The 21,273-nt window shown below is 51.5% G+C and carries 9 protein-coding genes; 2 read left to right on the top strand and 7 right to left on the bottom strand.

Features of this window, described 5'->3' with window-relative positions; translation table 11 throughout:
* Window positions 1–47: 47 nt before the first annotated feature.
* Complete coding sequence (locus tag K2G41_RS02350; protein ID WP_300113879.1) at window positions 48–3,128, top strand: DUF6298 domain-containing protein; 3,081 nt, start codon at window positions 48–50, stop codon at window positions 3,126–3,128.
* A gap of 199 nt (window positions 3,129–3,327) precedes the next feature.
* Window positions 3,328–4,533: a dicarboxylate/amino acid:cation symporter gene (locus K2G41_RS02345; protein ID WP_300113877.1), complete on the top strand. Its 1,206-nt coding sequence runs from the start codon at window positions 3,328–3,330 to the stop codon at window positions 4,531–4,533.
* Between the two features lie 118 nt (window positions 4,534–4,651).
* Here K2G41_RS02345 and K2G41_RS02340 read toward each other — a convergent pair whose 3' ends face one another.
* The 7 genes from K2G41_RS02340 to K2G41_RS02310 all read right to left on the bottom strand — a co-directional run bounded on the left by K2G41_RS02340 (window position 4,652) and on the right by K2G41_RS02310 (window position 21,149).
* Window positions 4,652–5,989 (bottom strand): hypothetical protein, encoded by a 1,338-nt coding sequence (locus K2G41_RS02340; RefSeq protein ID WP_300113874.1) that lies wholly within the window; start codon window positions 5,987–5,989, stop codon window positions 4,652–4,654.
* A gap of 21 nt (window positions 5,990–6,010) precedes the next feature.
* Window positions 6,011–8,773 (bottom strand): alpha-L-rhamnosidase, encoded by a 2,763-nt coding sequence (locus tag K2G41_RS02335; RefSeq protein WP_300113871.1) that lies wholly within the window; start codon window positions 8,771–8,773, stop codon window positions 6,011–6,013.
* Window positions 8,774–8,805: 32 nt separating this feature from the next.
* Window positions 8,806–12,129: a glycosyl hydrolase family 65 protein gene (locus K2G41_RS02330; protein ID WP_300113867.1), complete on the bottom strand. Its 3,324-nt coding sequence runs from the start codon at window positions 12,127–12,129 to the stop codon at window positions 8,806–8,808.
* Entirely contained in the window at window positions 12,126–13,085 is a 960-nt protein-coding gene (locus tag K2G41_RS02325) for a glycoside hydrolase family 43 protein (protein ID WP_300113864.1), read from the bottom strand. The genes K2G41_RS02330 and K2G41_RS02325 overlap by 4 nt, the downstream gene beginning before the upstream one ends.
* A 23-nt stretch (window positions 13,086–13,108) precedes the next feature.
* Window positions 13,109–17,011 (bottom strand): family 78 glycoside hydrolase catalytic domain, encoded by a 3,903-nt coding sequence (locus K2G41_RS02320; protein ID WP_300113861.1) that lies wholly within the window; start codon window positions 17,009–17,011, stop codon window positions 13,109–13,111.
* A gap of 29 nt (window positions 17,012–17,040) precedes the next feature.
* Window positions 17,041–18,486, bottom strand: a complete 1,446-nt coding sequence (locus K2G41_RS02315) for a glycoside hydrolase family 140 protein (RefSeq protein ID WP_300113859.1) — start codon at window positions 18,484–18,486, stop codon at window positions 17,041–17,043.
* A 278-nt stretch (window positions 18,487–18,764) separates the two neighbouring features.
* Window positions 18,765–21,149 (bottom strand): glycoside hydrolase family 95 protein, encoded by a 2,385-nt coding sequence (locus K2G41_RS02310; RefSeq protein WP_300114574.1) that lies wholly within the window; start codon window positions 21,147–21,149, stop codon window positions 18,765–18,767.
* Window positions 21,150–21,273: the final 124 nt, after the last annotated feature.

Genomic DNA, 21,273 nt, shown 5'->3' with positions numbered 1-21,273 from the left:
CCGTCCCGGCATCCTGACAGAAACCAACCAAACATTATCAAAGTATTATGTATAAGAAGTTCTTATCCGCAGGTCTGGTCTCGCTGATGGCATTCGCTGTCCATGCAGAGTTTCCGCTGTCGGTTAAAGACGGCAAGATAAGCTATGTGACCGACGCGCGTGGCAACCGTACTCTGGACTATTCCACATGCGGTTACCGCAATTCGGAGGTAGCCATCCCGAATGTCGGCAATGCGATTTTCGTTCCGTGGCAGGCAGGCGACAACTCTGCCCGTATTCAGCGTGCCATCGACCATATAGCCTCACTGCCGCTGGACAAGGATGGATTCCGCGGTGCGGTGTTGCTCGACAAGGGTGAATTTGAAATAGCTACCGCCCTGCGTATTTCGGCTTCCGGAGTGGTGCTCCGCGGAAGCTCCGAAACGGCTACCGTGATCAAAAAGACCGGTCCTGACCGCGGTGCGCTCATCTATGTCGAAGGTATCTTCAACCCGGTTGTGAGCGATACCATTTCCATTACCGATACCTACGTTCCGGTCAATTCATCGAAAATAGGTGTCAACTCCACAGCCTCGGTCCATAAAGGTGACCGGGTTTTCATTCTCCGTCCTTCCACGGCTGAATGGATCAAGGAAATGGGATGTGACATCTTCGGCGGTGGAATCAGTGCGATCTCATGGAAACCGACTGACATTGACATGCGCTGGGACCGCACGGTCACTGACGCAGCGGGCGGTAAGCTCACGCTCGACGCTCCGGTCACCATGGCACTCGACAGCGAATGGGCCGACACCAAGATCCTCCCCTACTCTTGGACAGGCCGCATATCGGATGTCGGCATTGAGAACATGACTCTCATTTCGGACTACAATAAGCTCTATCCCAAGGACGAGGATCACTGCTGGGACGGTATCTCGATAGCGAATGCCGAGAACTGCTGGGTAAGGAAGGTTGATTTCCGTCACTTTGCAGGTAGCGCAGTCATCCTTCAGGCCACCGCTTCGAAGATCACTGTCGAGGACTGCAAGGCTACAGATCCCGTTTCAGAGATCGGTGGTATGCGTCGTGCAGTGTTCCAGACTCTCGGTCAGCAGAACCTCTTCCAGCGTTGCTACTCCAAGAACGGTATCAACGATTTTTCAGCCGGCTTCATAGCTCCCGGGCCTAATGCATTCGTGCAGTGTGATGCCGACGAATCGCTCGGCTTCAGCGGATCGGTGGATGCGTGGTCGCCCGGCCTGCTCTTTGATGTCGTTAATATCGACGGCAACAACCTTACGTTCAAGAATCTCGGTCAGGACAAGAACGGCGCGGGCTGGAACACAGGTAATTCAATGTTCTGGCAGTGTACTGCGGCCGAAATCGAGTGCTACACCCCTGCTCCTGATGCTGTCAATGCTGCTTACGGTTGCTGGGCACAGTTCTCAGGCGACGGTGAATGGGCACAATCCAACAATCATGTGCAGCCGCGCAGCCTTTTCTACGCACAGCTTGCCGAACGTCTCGGTAAAGATGTGCCCGAAAGCCAGTCGCGCATTCTTCCACGTGCTACGAACGCTACGAGCAGCCCGACTGTCGAGGCGGCTATGGAGCTTGCAAAAGAGGCATATATCCCGCGTCTCACACTTGAAAAATGGATTGAGGAAGCCCCCTTCACCGCCTCTGTCGATCCTACCGGGCTCAAAAGCGTCGATGACCTCAAGATCAAGGCCGACAAAACTCCTGCCAAAGTAGTCCCGACCTACGAAATCGCTGACGGACGTCTCGTGATCGACGGTGCGGTGATGACAGGCGGACGTCAGGAAGTGCCTTGGTGGAACGGCAAGATACGCTATAACTATCTCCCGAAAGCCAAACCTCACGTGACACGCTTCGTCCCCGGACGCGAGGGTCTCGGAGTCACTGACCGCATCGACTCCACCATCACATACATGGTTGAAAAGGATATTACGGTGCTTGACCATAATTATGGTCTCTGGTATGAACGCCGCCGTGACGACCACGAACGCATCCGCCGCCGCGACGGTGATGTCTGGGCCCCGTTCTATGAGCAACCTTTCGCCCGTAGCGGTGAAGGTACGGCTTGGGATGGTCTCAGCAAGTATGATCTCACCCGCCCCAACGCATGGTACTGGAGTCGTCTCGGTGAGTTTGCCGACAAGGGTGCGGAGGCCGGTCGTGTGCTCTTCAACGAACACTATTTCCAGCACAACATCCTCGAAGCCGGTGCGCACTGGGTTGATTCGCCTTGGCGTTCGACCAACAACATCAACTCTACCGACTTCCCTGAACCCGTGCCGTTCGCAGGTGACAAACGCATCTTCGTAGCCGATATGTTCTATGACGTGAATCATCCCGTCCGCCGTGAACTCCACAAGAATTTCATCCGCATGAATCTTGACAATTTCGCGGATGATCCCAACGTGATCCATCTGATCAGTGCTGAGTTCACCGGTCCGCAGCACTTCGTTGAATTCTGGCTCGACGAGATCGACGCATGGGAGAAGGAAACAGGCAAGGATGCCAAAATCGCACTCAGCACCACAAAGGATGTTCAGGATGCCATTCTTGCCAATCCTAAGTATGCCGATGTTGTCGATATTATCGATATCCGTTACTGGCACTACAACACCGACGGTACTTACGCGCCTGAAGGCGGAAAGAACCTTGCTCCTCGCCAACACGCCCGCAAGATGAAAGTCGGCAAGGTGACATTCAACGAAGCCTACAAGGCCGTGAGCGAATACCGTTCAAAGTATCCCGACAAAGCCGTCACTTACTATGCACAGAACTACCCCGACATGGCATGGGCTGTGTTCATGGGAGGAGGCTCTCTCGCTGGAATCCCCGTCAAGGACACATCGTTCCTGACTTCAGCAGCCGGAATGAATATCATCAATTCCGGAAGCGACGAGTTCAAGATCCTCGGAAGCAAAGACGGTGCGATCATCTATTCGCAGGGCGCGAACGAAATCCCGCTCACCCTCCCCCCCGGTAAGTACAGCATCACGGCTTACAATCCCAAATCAGGCGAAGCTACAGTGATCAGCAAATCAACAAAGATCTCCGGTGACTACAACCTGCAATCCGCTGACAAGACTACAGTCTATTACTTCAAGAAACTGTAAGTTTTCCATAGTCTTGGATTTCTACAACATAATTCTGCCCGTTATGGTCAAAGGTGATGATCATGACGGGCAGAATAGTTTTTGGACATAAGTCATCCGAACGGTTTTTATGCGTCAAAAACTATCTCTACAGAATCGCATCTTTGCTTATCTCTGAAGAATAGATTATTTTTGCATTCGCATTCATCTATTCATCACTATGAAAAAGAATCAGATAATAATATGGCTTTTTGCGCTGATAATCGGCGTAGGTATCGGCTTGCTGCGTATTGACAGTGTGGATACCGTCATGAACTTTATAGCCACGATCTACACCCGCTTGTTCCGTCTGCTTGCAGTACCGACAATCGTACTCGCCGTCATCACAACGCTCGCATCGCTTGGCGGTAGCCGTGAGATGGGACGCATGTTCCGTACCACCCTCACCTATACGTTGCTCACGACCACAGCTGCCGCCGCTGTCGGATTGGGGCTTTATCTGATTGTCGCCCCCGGTAATCTTCCTGCCGGAACGATAAGTGCTGAAAATGCTGTTGCAGATGACAGTGTAAGCTTCTCATACGCTGACCATCTCATGTCGGTAATCCCCGACAATATTGTCAAACCATTTCTCGACGGCAATGTGCTCGCACTCCTGCTTATATGTTTCGCGGTAGGCATAGCTTTGTCAAAAATGCCCAACACTCAGCCCAAACGTTCACTTCTGAACGGACTCTCAGGACTTCAGGAACTCCTTTTCATGCTTATCCGATGGTTAATTGCTGTTCTGCCACTCGGCATAGTCGCTTTTGCAGCTCAATTGACCGCGCAGGTGGGAGGCGGAGTGATGCTGGATTCGCTTGGCAAATATGTCCTTGTGATCCTTGTGGCCAATTGCAGTCAATTCTTCATCGTGTTACCCATATTCCTGCTCATAAAAGGACTCAATCCAATAAAGACACTGCGCGGAATGATGCCGGCCGTAATGATGGCTCTATTCACGAAAAGTTCAGCTGCAACACTACCCGTAACGATGGAGAATGCAGAAAAACGTCTTGGAATCAATCCGAAAGTGGCTCGTTTCGTCCTTCCTATCTGTACGACGGTCAACATGAACGGATGCGCGACATTCATACTCGTCACATCGCTTTTCGTGATGCAGAACAACGGCATAGCGACCTCCCTACCTGCCATGCTGGTGTGGTTGCTCATCTCCGTTTTTGCAGCATTCGGAAACGCCGGCGTCCCGATGGGTTGCTATTTCCTGACGCTATCACTCATGTCGGGTATCGGTGCCAATGTCGGAATCATGGGTATAATTCTCCCGATCTATACCATAATCGACATGATCGAGACGGCTGAAAACGTATGGTCAGATTCATGTGTCTGCGCCATTACGGGAAAAGTCATGCAGAAAGAACAATGATTTATGGCAAATAGTAATCCTGACTGACTGAACCTCACCAAACAGCAAACTGCCGGATATGCGGACTGCATAAATATGCAGCCGTATATCCGGCAGTTCAGTTTATGCTATAATGACGTCAGGGATTGTGGCGGATAGCATTTGCAGGCATATTCTCGCCGTTCGGGCCGAAACTCTTGAGAGCATCGTGAGATTCAATGGTCACTTTAGACTCGTCGAGTTTCGATCTGTCAAGACCGAATGTCTCTATAAAGAAATCATAGACTGCCTGACGCTTATTCGGGCCGAAGTCATGTCCCTCATTCGGAAGATGGACGTTCGTAACCTTATCGGCGGCATCATAGAAGCCATAGATACGCTTGATGTAGGGATATTCATTTTCAGGTGTGATATTCGTCCAGTCCTTACCGTCGGAAACAAGGCAAAGCGGACGCGGGGCAAAAGCAGCGGCAAGTTCTGCGTTACAAGTTCCGTCACCGGCACGCATTATGGCCATACCGCTCTCGCAGGGACAGCCTCCGTCAAAATAGGACGAGAGACTCACCACGGGACATGCAGCCGTGTAACGCGGATCGATCACGGAAAGCAGTACGGACTGCGAACCGCCGCCTGAACCGCCGTTGACACCGACGCGCTCCGTATCGACATCCTTACGTTCAATCATGAAATCAAGGATCGAAATGCCGTTGAGAGCCTGCACAACCTGTGCCTTTGAAGTCTGATGGCCTTCGCTCCCGACCTGAAGGGCCGATTCACCCCAGCCGTAGAGGTCATAATCGACGCAGATAGCACCCATGCGGGCAAGAGTGGCCAGACGCTGCTGCTGCGCCTCGTTGTAACGTCCGTTGCCGAAATGTCCGTTAGGACAGATGATGAGCGGATGTTTACCCTTGGTTGTCGGGGCATAGATCGAACCGCATACATATAGTCCCGGAAGAGTCTCAAGATAGAAATTCTGAACCGTATAACCGTCAAACTTTCTGATCTTCGAGAAGACCGGCTTGGCATCCACCCGCTGTGCGAGGGCATCATCAATAGTGAGATATTCCCTTACCTGACGCTTCACGGAGTCGCGGCGGAGTTCCCATGAGCCTTTATCGGAATAGAGAGAGTTGAGCCAAGCTATGAGCTTACGTCCGTCGGCTTCGGTGCGGCGTGGATATTCATAGCGTTTGAGCTTATAGGTCTTATCGTTCTGCTTGACAAATTTAAAGTCAAACGGGACAAGAACATTTGTCAGTGACTCTTCTACCGAGTAGGGGCGTATGCGTGAATCCGCGTAGGGAAGCACGAGTCCTGTAGTATCAATGTCATATTTCAGTTTTACCTGAAAACGTTCGCCGATTTCAGTCAGCACATCACCGAGCGGACGGCGGAACTGGTTCTCAAACGTATTTTGGGCAAGTGCGGGGAGTGCAGCAAGCATAGCCCCGAAAATTATACTTCTTGTTTTCATGAACCTATATAGATAAGGTGGTTATTTAATTTTAGATGACAATGTATGTCTGCCCGACGATACGGCCACAGGCTCGCTATTTCCGGGCAAGAATACATCAGCAGTCACATTGGCCGGGAGAGTGATATTGATGCTGAAATCATCACCTGCACGAGCCCATGCAACCTCGACATCACCGTAAAGCGTAGCCGTGCGACCGCGCACACTCGTAAGATCACCTACTACCGAAGGCTTGATTACGAGATGCTGCATACCGGGACTCGACAAATCTGTCTTTATTCCTGCAAGCGAACGGAAAAACCATTCATCGATCTGTCCCATCATGAAATGATTCCATGACGAACCTTGACGCGGATCCCACTGCTCGGTAAGAGTAGTCGCACCATATTGGAGCTGGAAACCGTAGCCCGGAGTGTCATAGTGATTGTGCATCTCATACATCAGCGAGTCGAGACCATTGTCGGCAAGCGCACGGAAAAGATAGCGGTTACCGACATCGCCGGTGGTAAGACGTGTGCCGTGTTCGCGGATATCACCCACGAGATTATCGATCACAGACTGACGCTTGTCATCAGGCACCATGCCGAGGAAAAGCGGGAGTGCGTTGGACGCCTGACTGCCTGTACCGTAATCATTGGTGGTTGGATCGAAATACTTGCGGTTGAACGACTCCTTCACTTTCTCTGCAAGAGCTGCAAAGCGGGCGGCATCATCCGTCTTGCCGAGGAGTTCGGCAGCCTTGACCATATATATCAGATCCATATAGTACTGCGCCGAGGCCACGAGGCCGACAGGAGTGTTGCGTGAGAATCCGGCACGGAAATCACCGTAGTCATACCAGTCACCGAGACCGAAATCAAGCAGATTGTCCTCGGCACGCGTGGCGAGATAATCCACGTAGGCCACCATATTGGGATAGTATTCGCTTATAAGACTGTCATCTCCATAAGTTTCATAATACATCCACGGTGCTATGATCAGCGTTGCAGCCCATTCGGGCGACTCTGCGAAGCCTTCCATTCCCTCCCATTCGAAAATCACATACTGCGGGGCTACGGTCGGCACCATGCCGTTGGGCCGCTGACTGTCGGCTATATCGCGTAGCACCTTGGGAAGATAAGATGTCAGGTCATAGTTATAAAGGAGACCCGGACCATTGAGATGAACCTGTTCGAGCCATCCGAGTTTCTCGCGGTGGGGACAGTCGGTAAAGACTGACTGCATATTGCTTCTGACAGCGTTGCGGATCAGCTTATGAGCCGCTGTAAGTACAGGACTCGAACATTCGAACTCTCCTCCTTCGGCCGCTGAGTTATAGATAAAACAGGATTTTATATCCTCTACCACAGGCAGACCGTCAGGATTAGGCTCACCGGGGAACACCGCTCCTTCAAGCTGAATGTAGCGGAAACCATAGTAAGAGAAACGCGGATGCCATGTCTCCGGCTTGTCGCTGCGTAAAGTATATGTGTAGTAATGCTGACGACCTGTCTGACGCTGATTTGCCGCATTCTCATCAGTAATACCCTCGCTCATCACCATAGTGACTTTCTGTCCGGGCTTACCTTGAAGCGTAATTTCAGGGAATCCGGCAAGATTCTGCCCCATATCGAGGAGGATAGCGGACGGATCGACAGTGCGTTTAGTCGATTTAGTAGCGGCAGCCACTTCTTCCGGAGTGAGTTTATGACGGCTCTTGACCGGGAAATATTCCATGATCTTGACGGGAGGAGCCATCTGGGGGGTAAGCTTTCCTTTAGGAGCACGCTGCACCACCACCGGATGCCATTTGCTATCATCAAAACCTGCCATGTTCCATCCCGGCTGTTCGAGACGCGCATCATAGTCCTCTCCACCATAGATCGAATGGAAAGTGATGGGACTCAGATCATACTTCCAATCATCACCGGTAGCTATCACCTCCGAGCTTCCGTCGGTATAGTTGATGACCATTTTCAGCCAAAGTGTCTCAGGGCCGAAACCCACAAGGAGTTTGCTGTAACGGCTTCCGCGGACCACGTTGTAGAAACCGTTGCCAAGGAGCACACCCATCGCATTCTCACCCTCGCGGACCATACCGGTGACATCGTAGGTGTTGAAATAGACCGTCTTGTCATAGTCACTCCAGAGAGGTGTGAACTCACCGTCGCCGACCTTGCGTCCGTTGATCGAAAGTTCGTAGTGACCGAGACCGCAGACATAGACAGTTGCGTCGGCCACCTTCTTTGGCAAGTCAAAATCCGTGCGGAGCAGGATACTGCGGTTTGTCATCGAATCCACACGCTCCCAAGCCTCTTTGACTTCGGGGATCTTCCATTTGTCATAGGTGTAACCGCGACCTTCGGGGAGGGCTGCCTGCTCATAGCTAACAGCTCCGATCCAGTCACCGGTCAGAAAATCACCCGCAGGCGCGACACGAAACTCCGCAGGCGAACTCCATGCAGAAGCCTTACCCTTCTCATCCCACACTTTCACGCGCCATGTATAGCGGGTCATAGGTTCAAGCGCAGGGCCGGCGTAGGCTACAAGCTGGCTACGCGACGAAGGTACTTTCTGCGAATTCCACACGCGGACCGATTTCTTTCCCTTCTCAGCAAAAACCTCGATCTGGTAGGCACTCTGCTTGGCTCCGTTATCTCCTGCAAGCTGCCATCCGAAGCGTGGCGACGCTGTCGGTATGGCAAGCGGAGAATCCGACATCTCACAAGTCATGCGGGTCACTTCAAGTGCCCCGCATGAAAGAGATGCGAGAAGCAGTAATGCAATATATAATATCTGCCTCATAATCTCACAAGTTTATTTATAATGCGACTTAATTAAAGGACATCCTCGCAGACAATGCGTTCGAGACGCGGAGAATGACCGACTTCCTTACCATCGACATAGACTCTCAGTCCGCTACCCTTGTGGTAGTGCTGACCATCCTTATCCCAAAGGATGGTCACATTGCGTCCGTGGTAAGGCACGTTGTCAAGACAGAACCAATCCCATTCACCTTCGGGGATAAGCGGATTGACCTCGACAGTGTTGTCATTGCGCGGACGCAGACCCACGAGACCGGTGATCACAAGATCGTTGAAAGTCGAGTGGTTGTAGTAACGGCTGCGTTCCTGATCACCCTTGAGCCAATAGCCGGTCACTTCATCAAGATACTCACCGATGTAGGGACGGCCACGGTGATGCTGCGACTCGACATAGCGTTTCATCTGCGCAAAGTAAGTGCTGTCGTTCACAACAGGATTTTCCTCATTGTTAAGATAATTTGCAAGGGCTGTAAGGGTCTGTGCGCTTGCAAAGGGCCAGATCGCACCGTCCCATTCACACTTACCCACACCGTGAGTGCGGAATTCCGGATGACGGCGTTCGGCGGTGGTCAGACCGTAAGGAGCGGAGAAACCCTTCTCATCATTGATCTGAAGCCAAGCCTCGTCATAGACACCCTTGTCGGGAAGATTGAAATACCAAGGAATGAATCCGATGGCCTCACGTACCTGAGCGCAGGTATCGCCACGGACAGTCTCGAAGAAAGCGTGATCCGTGTTCCACAGACGTGTCTGCACGAGATTCTTGATCTCCTCAGCTTTCTTCTCGTAATATTCCTGCTCATCCATCTTACCAAGCTTTCCGGCTATAGCGGCGAGAGCCTTGGCATTGCCATACATATAAGAGTTAATGGTGGGACGCGCATACTGCTTGCGACGGCCACCGCTGATGCTCTCCTCCATGCCGTCCTGCACATCGCCCTGCCAGTAGAGGCCGTTGGGCAGACGGTGGCTTTCCTCCCAGCGAGCATATTCGGCCTTGAGGTCAGGATACATCTTTGCAAGGGCATCGAAATCACCGTTGACGAGATAGCGGTTATAGACGGCATCGGGATTCCATGAACTGAACTTCATCATCTTCTCCATCGGTGCGCCGTCATTGCCGTGATACCAAGTGTTGATGATACCGTCGAGATACTTAGGATCTCTCAACCAACGGCTCTCATAGATATGATGGCCGATAGCGCAGGCGATAAGGTTGTACTTGTCGGCATAATTGCGGTCAACGAGAAATTCAGTCATACCGTAGCCTACCGGAGTGTCCTTGATATGCTTGCGGAGCGTCCACCAACGGTAATAATACATCTCCTCCATGTCCTCGTCGGGGCACTCGAAGAGAGGTATGTTTTCCTTCATCCATTCGGACGACTGAGAGTTGGGGATAGCCTGAACGATATTCTCATCCTCCATTTCGTTGAAATAATCGACATGATGCGCAAAATCATCATATTTCAACACTGAAGCAGTTCCGTCGGCGTCACGCGACGAACTTTTGAAATTAGCGATACGATAGACAGCTTCCTTATCGACATCGTTGGCGCGCGGCATATCGTTATGCTGATCGGCCTCGGTGTCAACATTAGGGAAAGTCGAGTGAGCACCTGTACGGAACACCACACGCTCAACCTCCTTGACAGGAGCGAAAAGCATACGTGTGGCCTTCTTTTCACCATTCACATAGACGGTCGAATTGCGGTTGTCGAGCGTAAGATCTACCTTTACATGATAGGGTTTGCCCGGCTCATAGTTAAGGATCTTGCCGTAACGGGCACCTCCTTTTGAACGAAATTCACCGTCGGGAGTGAGATCGAGACGGGCACAAGCCGTACCCTCGTCATCAACGAATTCGATCATCAGCGTTCCGTGGTCATTCTGTTCGGCCATAAGGTCAAACTCCACCGAAAGCTCGCGTGTGGGGGGTATCTTCCTCTCGACTTTGGAAACATCGTAAGGATCTTTATCGGCCAGCGTCAGCCAAGTCTTTCCATCCTTCTCCTCAAGCGACACGGGAGCCCATACGGGTGAATAGATGTTCCACATCGTGAGGTCGGAAAGATTCTTGAAATCGGCGAAATTCTCATCGGCATGAGCAGTAGCCACCAGTTCGACCGGAACAGGGACACGTGCCACCCACATATCTTCCTTGCCGACACTGTATGTCACCCAAAGGTCACCGTCGGGAGGAGTGCCGTTGCCCTCCTGAATACCGCGCACATACTGCGGACCGAATGACTTGTACTGACCGGCATAGCGCATCGGAGGCACTTCACCGTGGACAAGATTAAGGGTCTTATAATCAAGGCCGTCACCACTAAGCGAAATGGCGAGAGGCCAGCGGAATTCAGACGGATTATAGACCGTGGCATACGTTCCGTCGCTTAGTTTCTGACCCCAGATCTTCGCATTGCTGTTGACGAAGCCTTTGGCGCGTTCCACAGGTTCATACCAAGTATTGCCGCCGTCCTTGCTGACTGAAGTAAGCGCGTGCTTCCACAGTCCTGCTATATTTCCGTTGGGAAGTGTGTACCAGCTGAATGCCTTATAAGGCTTCTGAAGCGGAATCATCGGGTCGTTTCTGTCAGCCTCCTCTACCCATTGCATACGGTAGAGCGGATTAGCGATCAGCTCCTCACAAGCTTCGCGGAAAGCTTTGTCCTTGCTCTGCTTATAGTTTGGAAATTCGGTATTCTTCTCGTTGAAATCGTGGTTGTAATAGATAAAATAGATCGGTCCGAAACTGCCGTCAGGATAGATCTCGCGCACTACACGGCCAATACCGTTACCATCATTGGGATCATCTTTCGGATGAAGAGCCACACCGTAATTACCTATGGCAAGTAACTTACCTGATTTGGAGACATAGAAGCCCACACGCTGATGCATGACGGCACTCGCATTCGAAGCTTTCTGATCCATTCCTTCCTTAGTGAAACCATCAGGGACGGGATAGACCGGAAAAAGGATCTCCGGCGCACTCCAGTTGTAGCCGTCCTCGGATGTCTGGAGCAATGTACGGCCACCACCCACGTGCTCATCCACGGGGTTGGACAGGTAGTGCATATAGAACTTTCCGTTCCAATAAGCCATCATGGGTTGATGGTTATAGGTCCAGCCATTCTCGTTTGGCGAATAGAGATCATAACGGCGATTGGCACGCATGGTCTGGATATTGTGTACACCTACGGCCGGTGAGAGACCGCCGTCATGACGGTTGGGATTCGAAAGCTTCGTCCCGGTATAATGGATAAGATCCTCAGCGTTAAGCCCTGCAGCCGCCATGAAAGCAGCCGAGATGAGGAGTAGTCTTGTTAGTTTCATTTTTTCTTTGAGGCTTCTATTAGATTATTAACGACTGAACGCGGAGCGCGGAAAATGGTGCCGTGCTTGTGATCCTTGGGTACGCTCACACTGTCAGTGACATCGGTAAAGTTGACAAAATCCTTGGTCTTATGAGCACTGTAAGTGAACTTCTGATAGGTGTCATAGTAGATATAGTACTCATCACCGATCTTGACAACCGACGGGCCTTCCGTAAACGATTCCGTGAATGGTTCGGAAGCTTCGGAATAAGGACCTTCAGCCGACTTGGCGAAAGCCACCTTGATATTACGGTTGGGACGGGTATTGTCCTTCACCACCATAACATAATCCTCCGGTGCACGCTTCACGAGCACAGCATCTATACAGCTGAAACCGGGATCATAGAAGAGTTTGGGATCGGAGAAGGTCTCGAAATCCTTGGTCGTGACATAGTAGAGACGATGGTTGTTCTTCTCGTCCTCGACACCGACATCAAAGCCGGCATCGACCACACAGGATGCATAAATGATCATGAACTGATCCTTCTCATCATCATAGAACAGCTCCGGAGCCCACAGATTCTGCGTAGAGGCAATGGAGTCCATAGCGGGAATACGCCGCTGCTCGCTCCAGGTGACAAGATCCTTTGAATTTGCATAGCCGAATCCGGTGTCACCCTTCCAAGCTATGGTCCACACAAGATGATAGGTACTGTCCGGACCGACTACGATGGAGGGATCGCGCATGATGTTCATTCCGATCTCAGGCTTGAGCCATGTACCGGCAATGCTGTCCCAATGGATTCCGTCCTCGCTGTAGAGGAAGCGGAGACCTTCGTCAGCCGGTTCATGGAATGAGGTGAACACGTACAGATCATCCTCTACAGGTTGATCCGCACGCTCACCGGATGATTTGCAGGAGTACATGCCTAAGGTCAGGCAGACAGTAGCTATAGTTGCTGCAAGAAATCGCATAGGATGTTTAATTGGAAATGATTTTAGAGATCTAATTTAGCATATTTCACTCTCTGCCGACGCCATGTATAGACTGCATGGAGTTTTCCATCCTTACCCTGAATTATGCTTGGATAGGAGTACTGGCTGACAGGACTGTCCTCAAGAGTGATGATATTGTCCCAGTGAAGTCCATCGTTCGACACGGCTACACAGAGCGGGGTACGGACTCCCTTAGGAGTGCCATCGATAGTAGAGAAATCATTGTAGATGAGCACGTGGCGGCCATCCTTCATAGTCACGGCATCCGTTCCCGAATTGTTGTTGGGCATATCCATGAGCGTAAGTGGTGTCCATGTGTCACCGTTATCGCTGCTCCAGCTTGTGGCAAGTTTAGCGTTGCGCGTGCGGCAGATGATCTGCAGACGTCCGTCGGCATGGCGAAGGATACTCGGCTGAATCGAATATATCGGCTCAAGCTCGGTGCGATCCGTACGCTTGGCTGAATCACTCGGCAGAGGACCGGTGGTGCGCCATGTCTTACCATTGTCATCGCTTATCTCGATCCATGCATGCCATCCGTTACCCTCACGGCTACTCGGAGCGATAATTCGGCCATTGATGTATTCAGGCTTATTCTTGATCGGGCCGAGGATACCTTCGGGGAGTGGTTCGCGCTGACTCCAAGTCTTACCACCGTCGGTCGAACGTGCCACCCAACCGGTCCAGTCACCTACACTTGATCCTATCTTGTAGAAAAGCATGATTTCATTTGACCCTGGGATCTGGAAAAGCACGGGATTCCAGCATGCCTTACGGCGTGCATTGGCTATATCACCCTTGAAATTCGGGCCAACAGGACCGGCAGTGGCGGGAGTTGTCTCTGCATTTATGCCTGAGAGACCAGCAAGGCTGATGGTCGGGTCATTGAGATCAAAGACACCGTCGGCTGCAATCTCCGGGGCAGTCCATTCGGTAGCACCTTTGGGTTTACGGCAAACCCAGATCACACAGTCAGGGTTGCGCTCCTTGGTTCCGCCGAAGAAAGCTGCCACGAGATCTCCGTTGTCAAGCTCGATGATAGTCGCGCCGTGACATTCGGGGAAAGATGTGCTTTCATACAGGAATTCATCATTCAGAATCCCCTTGCGCTTATCGCCGAGACCCGGATCAACCGTGATGTCCAGATTATAAATACCTGAACCGACACTCCAGTAAGAGTTATTACCCTCGGAACGGAGATAGGTGATACCGTTAGCCTTTACGGCCTTCTTGTCAGGGGTCGGGACGCAGAGCACAGCAGTGGTGTTGCAGGGTATCTCCACACGCCAGTCAATATGCATCGGTGTCTTGACCCAGCTGCTGCCGAGAAGTCCGTAAGGAGTGCGGTAAGTGGCCTTGACACTGTCCATCTGCTGGATTGACCAATCGGGTTTGAGAAGAATTTCCTTGTAGCCCGGTTTGAGGGGATTGAATCCGGCGAGATCCTGATAATACCAGTTGATATGGTCGCCGAGCATCATGACATGGTTATTGCTATTCATGCGACGGCTGGCAGTATCGCCGTTCCAGAGTTCCCAGATGGTTGTCGCACCCTTGCCGATCTCATAACCGTAGCTCGGATAAGAGGTATTGGAGGCAAGCATGGCGGCAACGTCACCACGGCCGATACGCGAAAGCTCACGCATGAGCCAGTTGACACCGATCACACCTGTGGAGATATGACCCTTGTTTGTCTCGATGATGGTCTTGATGAGATTGTCGGCCACAGCCTGACGATACTCTTCAGGTACCATATTGAAAGCGAGAGGAAGCACATTGGCCGTAGCTGTATTGTTTCCGTAAAAGATGCTGTCGGGGTAAAGGATATGGGGAGTGGTCACAGGCGATGTGCCTTTCTTGACGGTAAGGAAATTCTTGTTGAATGCAGCCAGCACTTCATCACCATCCTTCTCCCACTGCTCAGCCTCAGCATCGAGACCCTGCAGACGGGCGAACTTAGCCATCATCTGGCACACCTTATAATAATAGGCTGATGCGATAAGCTTTCCATCGGTATTGCGGGCCGGATCCTGACTGTGGATCAGTTCGGGACTTTCAGGCGGGACGCACCAGTCACCATATTTATCGGCGGTTATAAGACCGTTCTTGTCGGTATAGTCCTTACGGATATGGTTCATCCACTTCTTCATGGCTTCGTAATTGCGGACAATAGGCTGAATATTGCCTGTCTGCTCATAGAGCATATCGCATACCACGGGAAGGGCTGATGACCACGTCATGTCAGACGTGTAGTAATTATAGAATGCCGGAGCAATGTCGGGCAGACATCCGTCCTCACGCTGAGACTCACGCATGTCATCCATCCACTTGGCATAGAAATTGGCATTGTCGAAAAGGAAGTTCTCACCCCATGTGCCCATGTTGTGGTCGCCGGTCCACGGCTGACGCTCGTCGCGCTGAGGACAATCGACGGGGACACCCTTATAGTTGCTTGCCACGCCCCACCAAGCATTGCGGTGGATGGCATCCATGATCGGATTGGAGCTTTCAAATGAACCGTTGTCGGGGAGAGCGTCATAAACGAACTCAGCCACGATGTCCTCCGGTTTCAGATCCTTGAGGCCGGACACTTCCACGAACTGGAAACCATGATAGGAGAACTTGGGACTCCACTTCACACCTTTTTCCATACCTGATGCGATATAGCGGTCGGTGCTTTGTGCGTTTCTCAGATTCTCGACATCGAGTTGAGTGCTGTCGGCTGAAATACGCTCGGAGTAACGGATAACGACGGTATCACCTTTGGCTACGTCTGCGATGTTCAGTTTGACCCATCCGGCCATATTCTGACCGAAATCCACCATATAGCGGTCACCGAGTTTACGGACCGACTTGGGCTGCAGAGTCTTCATCACCTTCATGTTGGGCGACTGCGCTCCGCGAAGAGTGCCGTAAGGGAGTTCCGCACGCTGTGCCTTGAGCCACTTTGAATCATCGTAACCGGGATTTGTCCAGTCACCGAGTTCGAGCTGTGCGTCATAGATCTCCCCGTCATATTCATTGTTGCTACGGATAGGACCTTCCGCCGTAAGACTCCACTTCTCATCGGTGTTGATACGCTGCTTCGTACCGTCGGCATATTCGATGATAAGATTCATGCGCAGTTTGGGATAGCCGAACGTCGGGATTTTGTAAGGCTTGAAATTCTGACGCATGGTGTAGAAACGTCCGTTGCCGAGAGTCACACCCACGGCATTAGCCTCGCCATTGCCCTTGAGCATATCGGTGACATCGTAAGAATTATAGAGTGTTGTCCGACGGTAGTCGGTGGGAGCAGGAGCAAGCACATCGTCGCTCACCTTCTCACCGTTGATGTAAAGTTCATAGAGACCGAGACCGGAGATATGGGCGGTGGCACGCTTTATCTCCTTGTTCTCGCTGTTGAACTCCTTGCGGAGGTAGCGCGAACTCATGCGGCTATGGGAATCCTCGATGTCCCATTTGAACGGGCCTTCCCAACCGATCCAGCGACCGCCCCAATGGCCTTCGCCGACGATACCCATGCCCCACTCCGCTACCGGACTCCATGCTGATTCACCACGGGTGGTGCTGACGCGGACTTTCCAGTAGCAACGTGTATTGTCAGGCAATTCCTTACCCGCATACTCAACCCATACGGACTGATCGGATGCCACACGACCGGAATCCCAGAGATCACCCTCACCGGCGGCAAGTTTTTCAGGCGAACTGGCCACAAGCACGTGATAAGCGGTCTGCATCACGTCACGCTGATTGGATGTAATGATCCAGCTCAGACGCGGATGCTGTGTCTCTATACTCAGAGGGTTCACCTGACCCTCTACGGTCAGTGAACCCACGCTGACCCCGGCCCACAGACCGAGGGTCGTCAGAAATGAGATTATAATTAATGATATTCGTTGCATTATGCCGAAGTATTCAGAATGTCATATTTTTAATGTCTGGTCGGAAGAGTCTTCCAATCCTTACCGATATAATCCTTGTCGGAATCGACAGCGATGAGCACACGGTCATTGCCTGCTCCGTGGCCGCCGTCATACTGGAAGGGTGTGATCTTGCTGTCAAACTCACCGATATACTGGAGGTTACCGTTTGTCGGGTCATACCACCACGCGTTTTTCTTCTTGCCTGAAATCTTGGTCAGGTCGATTTCCATCGGGCGATTGGTGTAGTTATAGACAAGGAGATAATCATTGCCACGGGTAGCGATCAGGCGGTCATAACGGGTTCCGTTCTCACCGGCGATGATGCTCTGATCAGGGACACGCTCGAAGAAGGGGAAGGCAAGCATAAGATTCTTGAGATACTGCATCTGATTGAATCCGGGATCTTTCATGCCCTCATACCAAGTCTTTGTGGCACCGTAGCCACCGTTGTTGGCAGTTTTGAGCATCTGCATGATGGAGTTGTGACCATAAGTGTGGCCGAAAGCACCTGCAAAGACCGCCCAGTAAGCATAGCGACGCACGTCGGGAGCTTTCCACCAAGGCTGTGAGGGATCGTGGAGACCCTGAGGAATCTCCTCGTAGGAGGGTTCGGCATCGAAGATAGGTTTGCGGGGCTTCATTGCGAGACCGGCCTCGACGTAACGCCAGTTGTCCTCGGCCTGAGCAGCCTGTGCGGTGTCGTCGCCGTCACCACGGACCTGATCATAACGGCGATGGCCGCTCTGGAACATGTTGAAGTCAAGCCAGTCGGCATTGTGGAACCAGTTGATAGACGATGTGCGGCCAAAGGGATGGTAGCTCATCAGATGGTTCTTGTCAATGGACTTGATGGTAGTGGCCATGGCGTTCCACTGATCGGGATTGATGTCGCCCTTGACATCGCCACCCATCACCCAGATGATATTGGGAGCATCCTTGTAACGTTCGGCGAGGAACTTTCCGTAAGCCTTGGCATCTTCGACACTCATAAGACCGGCTTTCACGAGACCACCCCAGATGGGAACCATGGCGATATAGATACCGTTGTTCTCAGCCTGCTTGATGATATAGTCCATGTGGTCCCAGTAACCATAGATACCTTTCTTGTTGATTTCAGAAAAATCCCAACCGTCTGGATGAGAATACTGTCCATAGAAGTTTATGGCAGGAACACCATTGATGGTCTGTACTTGAACCACATTATAACCCGCATCACGACAGCCACTCAGATAATACGATGCCTCGGAACGGTCAAGTCGTTCGGGGAGCAGCCATCCGGTCTCACCCATCCAGAAGAAAGGTGTGCCATTTTCATGCTGAAGATATGTACCGTTATCCGATACTTTCAATTTACCGTTATCCCACGGTTTATATACTTTCTTTTCAGGATCTTGTGCGTGGATAGCAGTCATGGCTACTATTACCATACAGAGAAGCAGACTCAATTTTTTCATGATTGGCAAAAGATATTTTTTTCGATTGTTAGATTTTTTCGATTGATGCTTCCGGCAAACAAATTTCCTGATACCTATTATCAGAAAATACCGGTAATTAGAATATGGATTTATGACAGTGCGTCAAAATATCCGGAACTGTAGGGCCTACGCTTGCGCAGGCCGAAATTCAAGCAATTGTGAGTATCGTGTGTGAAACTCGGCCAGCACAAGCGCAGGCCCTACAGCCGTAATTTTAATTTAGGGATACCCTATTGGGGGGTAAATGGTCAATTAGCTTACTTACCTGTCAGCACGTATGTCTCACCGGCTTTTGTGGGAAGGTCATAGAGATATGTATGCTTCAGATCCACGGTGTTAAGCTTGGCTTCCGGGCTGATGATGGGATCAAGACCCTCGTTCACATCGAAAAGATGGTTGGGATTGTCACCCTTGGCAGTCTTGAGTCCTTTACCCTTGAGAGGTGTGAGGGTACGCAGACGGCAGTTGCCGCCGATGGTTGATGTGATGGTTACATTTTCGATTTTGCCGTTCTTCCATGACAGGTCAATGACAAATCCACCACGGGCTACGAGACCTGTGATCTCTCCGTCAGGCCATACCGACGGGAGTGCGGGGAGCAGATAGATGAAACCGTCATGGCTCTGCATAAGCATCTCGGCGATACCGGCCACGCAACCGAAGTTACCGTCGATCTGGAACGGCGGATGCGCATCGAAGAAGTTGGGATATGTACCTCCCTTTTTCTTTTCATTGCGGACGAGTGTCAGCTGATCGGTAATGAGTTTGTAGGCATGGTCACCGTCAAGCATTCGTGCCCAGAGGCAGACCTTCCAACCCATGCTCCAACCTGTTGAGGGGTCGCCACGGTGAATAAGCGACGTACGTGCCGCATCGAAAAGTTCGGGGGTGCGGTAAGGCGAGATCTGATTTGAGGGATACATGCCGTAGAGATGCGATACATGACGATGGTTATCCTCCGGATCATCCCAGTCGCCCATCCATTCCTGAAGCTGTCCCCACTTTCCGACACGCATCGGGGAGATTTCCTTGACGCGCTTTTTGAGACGGTCAGCAAATTCCTGATCTGTGTCGAGGATGGTTGCAGCGGTGATAATATTATTCCAAAGCTCGGTCACAAGCTGATTGTCCATCGTTGTGCCTGCGGTTGTGGTGGCATTGTGTCCCTTGGGCGCATTTTCAGGAGAATTACTCGGAGCGACTACGAGCATGCCGCTTTCGGGCTCATAGACCATCGTCGCATCGAAAAATTCACCTGCACCCTTCATGATCGGATATGCCTCACGGAGAAATTCGATGTCACCCGTGTGGAGGTAGTGTTCCCAGAGGTGGCGGCAGAGCCATGCACCACCGCTCATCCACATTCCTGAAGGAGCGTTGTCGATAGCTCCGGTCACGCGCCAGATATCGGTGTTGTGGTGGAGGACCCATCCGGGCGCGCCATACATGATTTTTGCAGTCTCGGCACCTGTCTTGCTCACTTCCTTGATCAGACGGAATAGCGGCTCGTTGAGATGCGAGAGATTTGTGACCTCCGAAGGCCAGTAGTTCATTTCAAGATTGATGTTGCAGGTATATTTGCTGTCCCACGACGGAAACATCTTGTCGTTCCATATACCCTGAAGATTGGCAGCCTGACCGCCGGGCTGCGAGGAGCTTATGAGAAGATAGCGGCCGAAGTTATAATAGTCGGCCACCAGTTTATTGTCATGGGTCTCCTTGAAGCGTTCAATACGGACATCAGTCGGGACATCGGCATAGAGATCCGGACCGAGATCAAGCGTAGATGTGCCAAGCTGCTTCTGATAGAAATCCACATGATCTTTCTTGGCCTCATCGTAGGGTTTCTGAAGAGCCTTTGACAGATATTCCTTCGAACGGGCTACCTCATCACCGGTAATGTCGGTGTAATCATTGAAATTAGTAGCAATCGAGGTATAGATTATGGCTTCATCGGCATTCTCAACCGAAATCACACCGTCGCGCGAGGTGACTGTTCCTCCCTTGGGCACAGCTGTCACACGTCCCTGAAATTCGACTTTGCCCTTCAGACCCTCGTGATTGGAGCTGACGCCGTCAAGAGTGATCTCGTTGCCCTCGGATGCGATCATCACGTCAGGGTGAGGAGTGGTTAGAGCGGCATTGAACGTCACACTACCCGGCTTATCGGCCGTGATGCGGGTGATCACCACCTGATCGGGGAACGATGCAAATGTCTCACGGGTGAAATTGACACCATCGACGCTATATTTCACAACCGTGCGTGCGGAATCGAGGCTGAGTTCACGGTAGTAGTTATCGTAACGCGTATGACCGGGGAAAGTTATGCGCAGATCACCGAACGGCTGATAAGGCATACCCTGATTGGTCTTTGACTTCACATGAGCTGTAGCCATATCCTGAGCTTCGCGGTACTTACCCTCGAAAACGAGCTGACGGATCTTCGGAATCCATTCGAGAGCTTCTGGATTGGCATTGTTGTTCGGCTGACCGGCCCAGATGGTTTCCTCGTTGAGCTGAATCTGCTCGGCAGCAGGATTACCATAGACCATAGCACCCAGACGTCCGTTGCCGAGCGGAAGAGCCTCGGTCCAGACCTGAGCAGGTTTGTCGTACCATAACTTGTGTTCCTGAGCGGCCATCGCGTCGAGCGATAGTAGTGTAGCCGCTGAAATCAATAGGGATTTTGCAAGTACTTTCATGGAAGATAATTTTGGGTAAACAAAGATAGTGCTTTTCCTTCATACCTACAAATCTTATTGTAAA

Origin of the sequence: Duncaniella sp. (assembly GCF_029056165.1) — a bacterium.
Classification (GTDB): domain Bacteria; phylum Bacteroidota; class Bacteroidia; order Bacteroidales; family Muribaculaceae; genus Duncaniella.
Note: the sequence above shows the minus strand (reverse complement) of the source record. Positions and strands in the feature narration are given on the sequence as shown.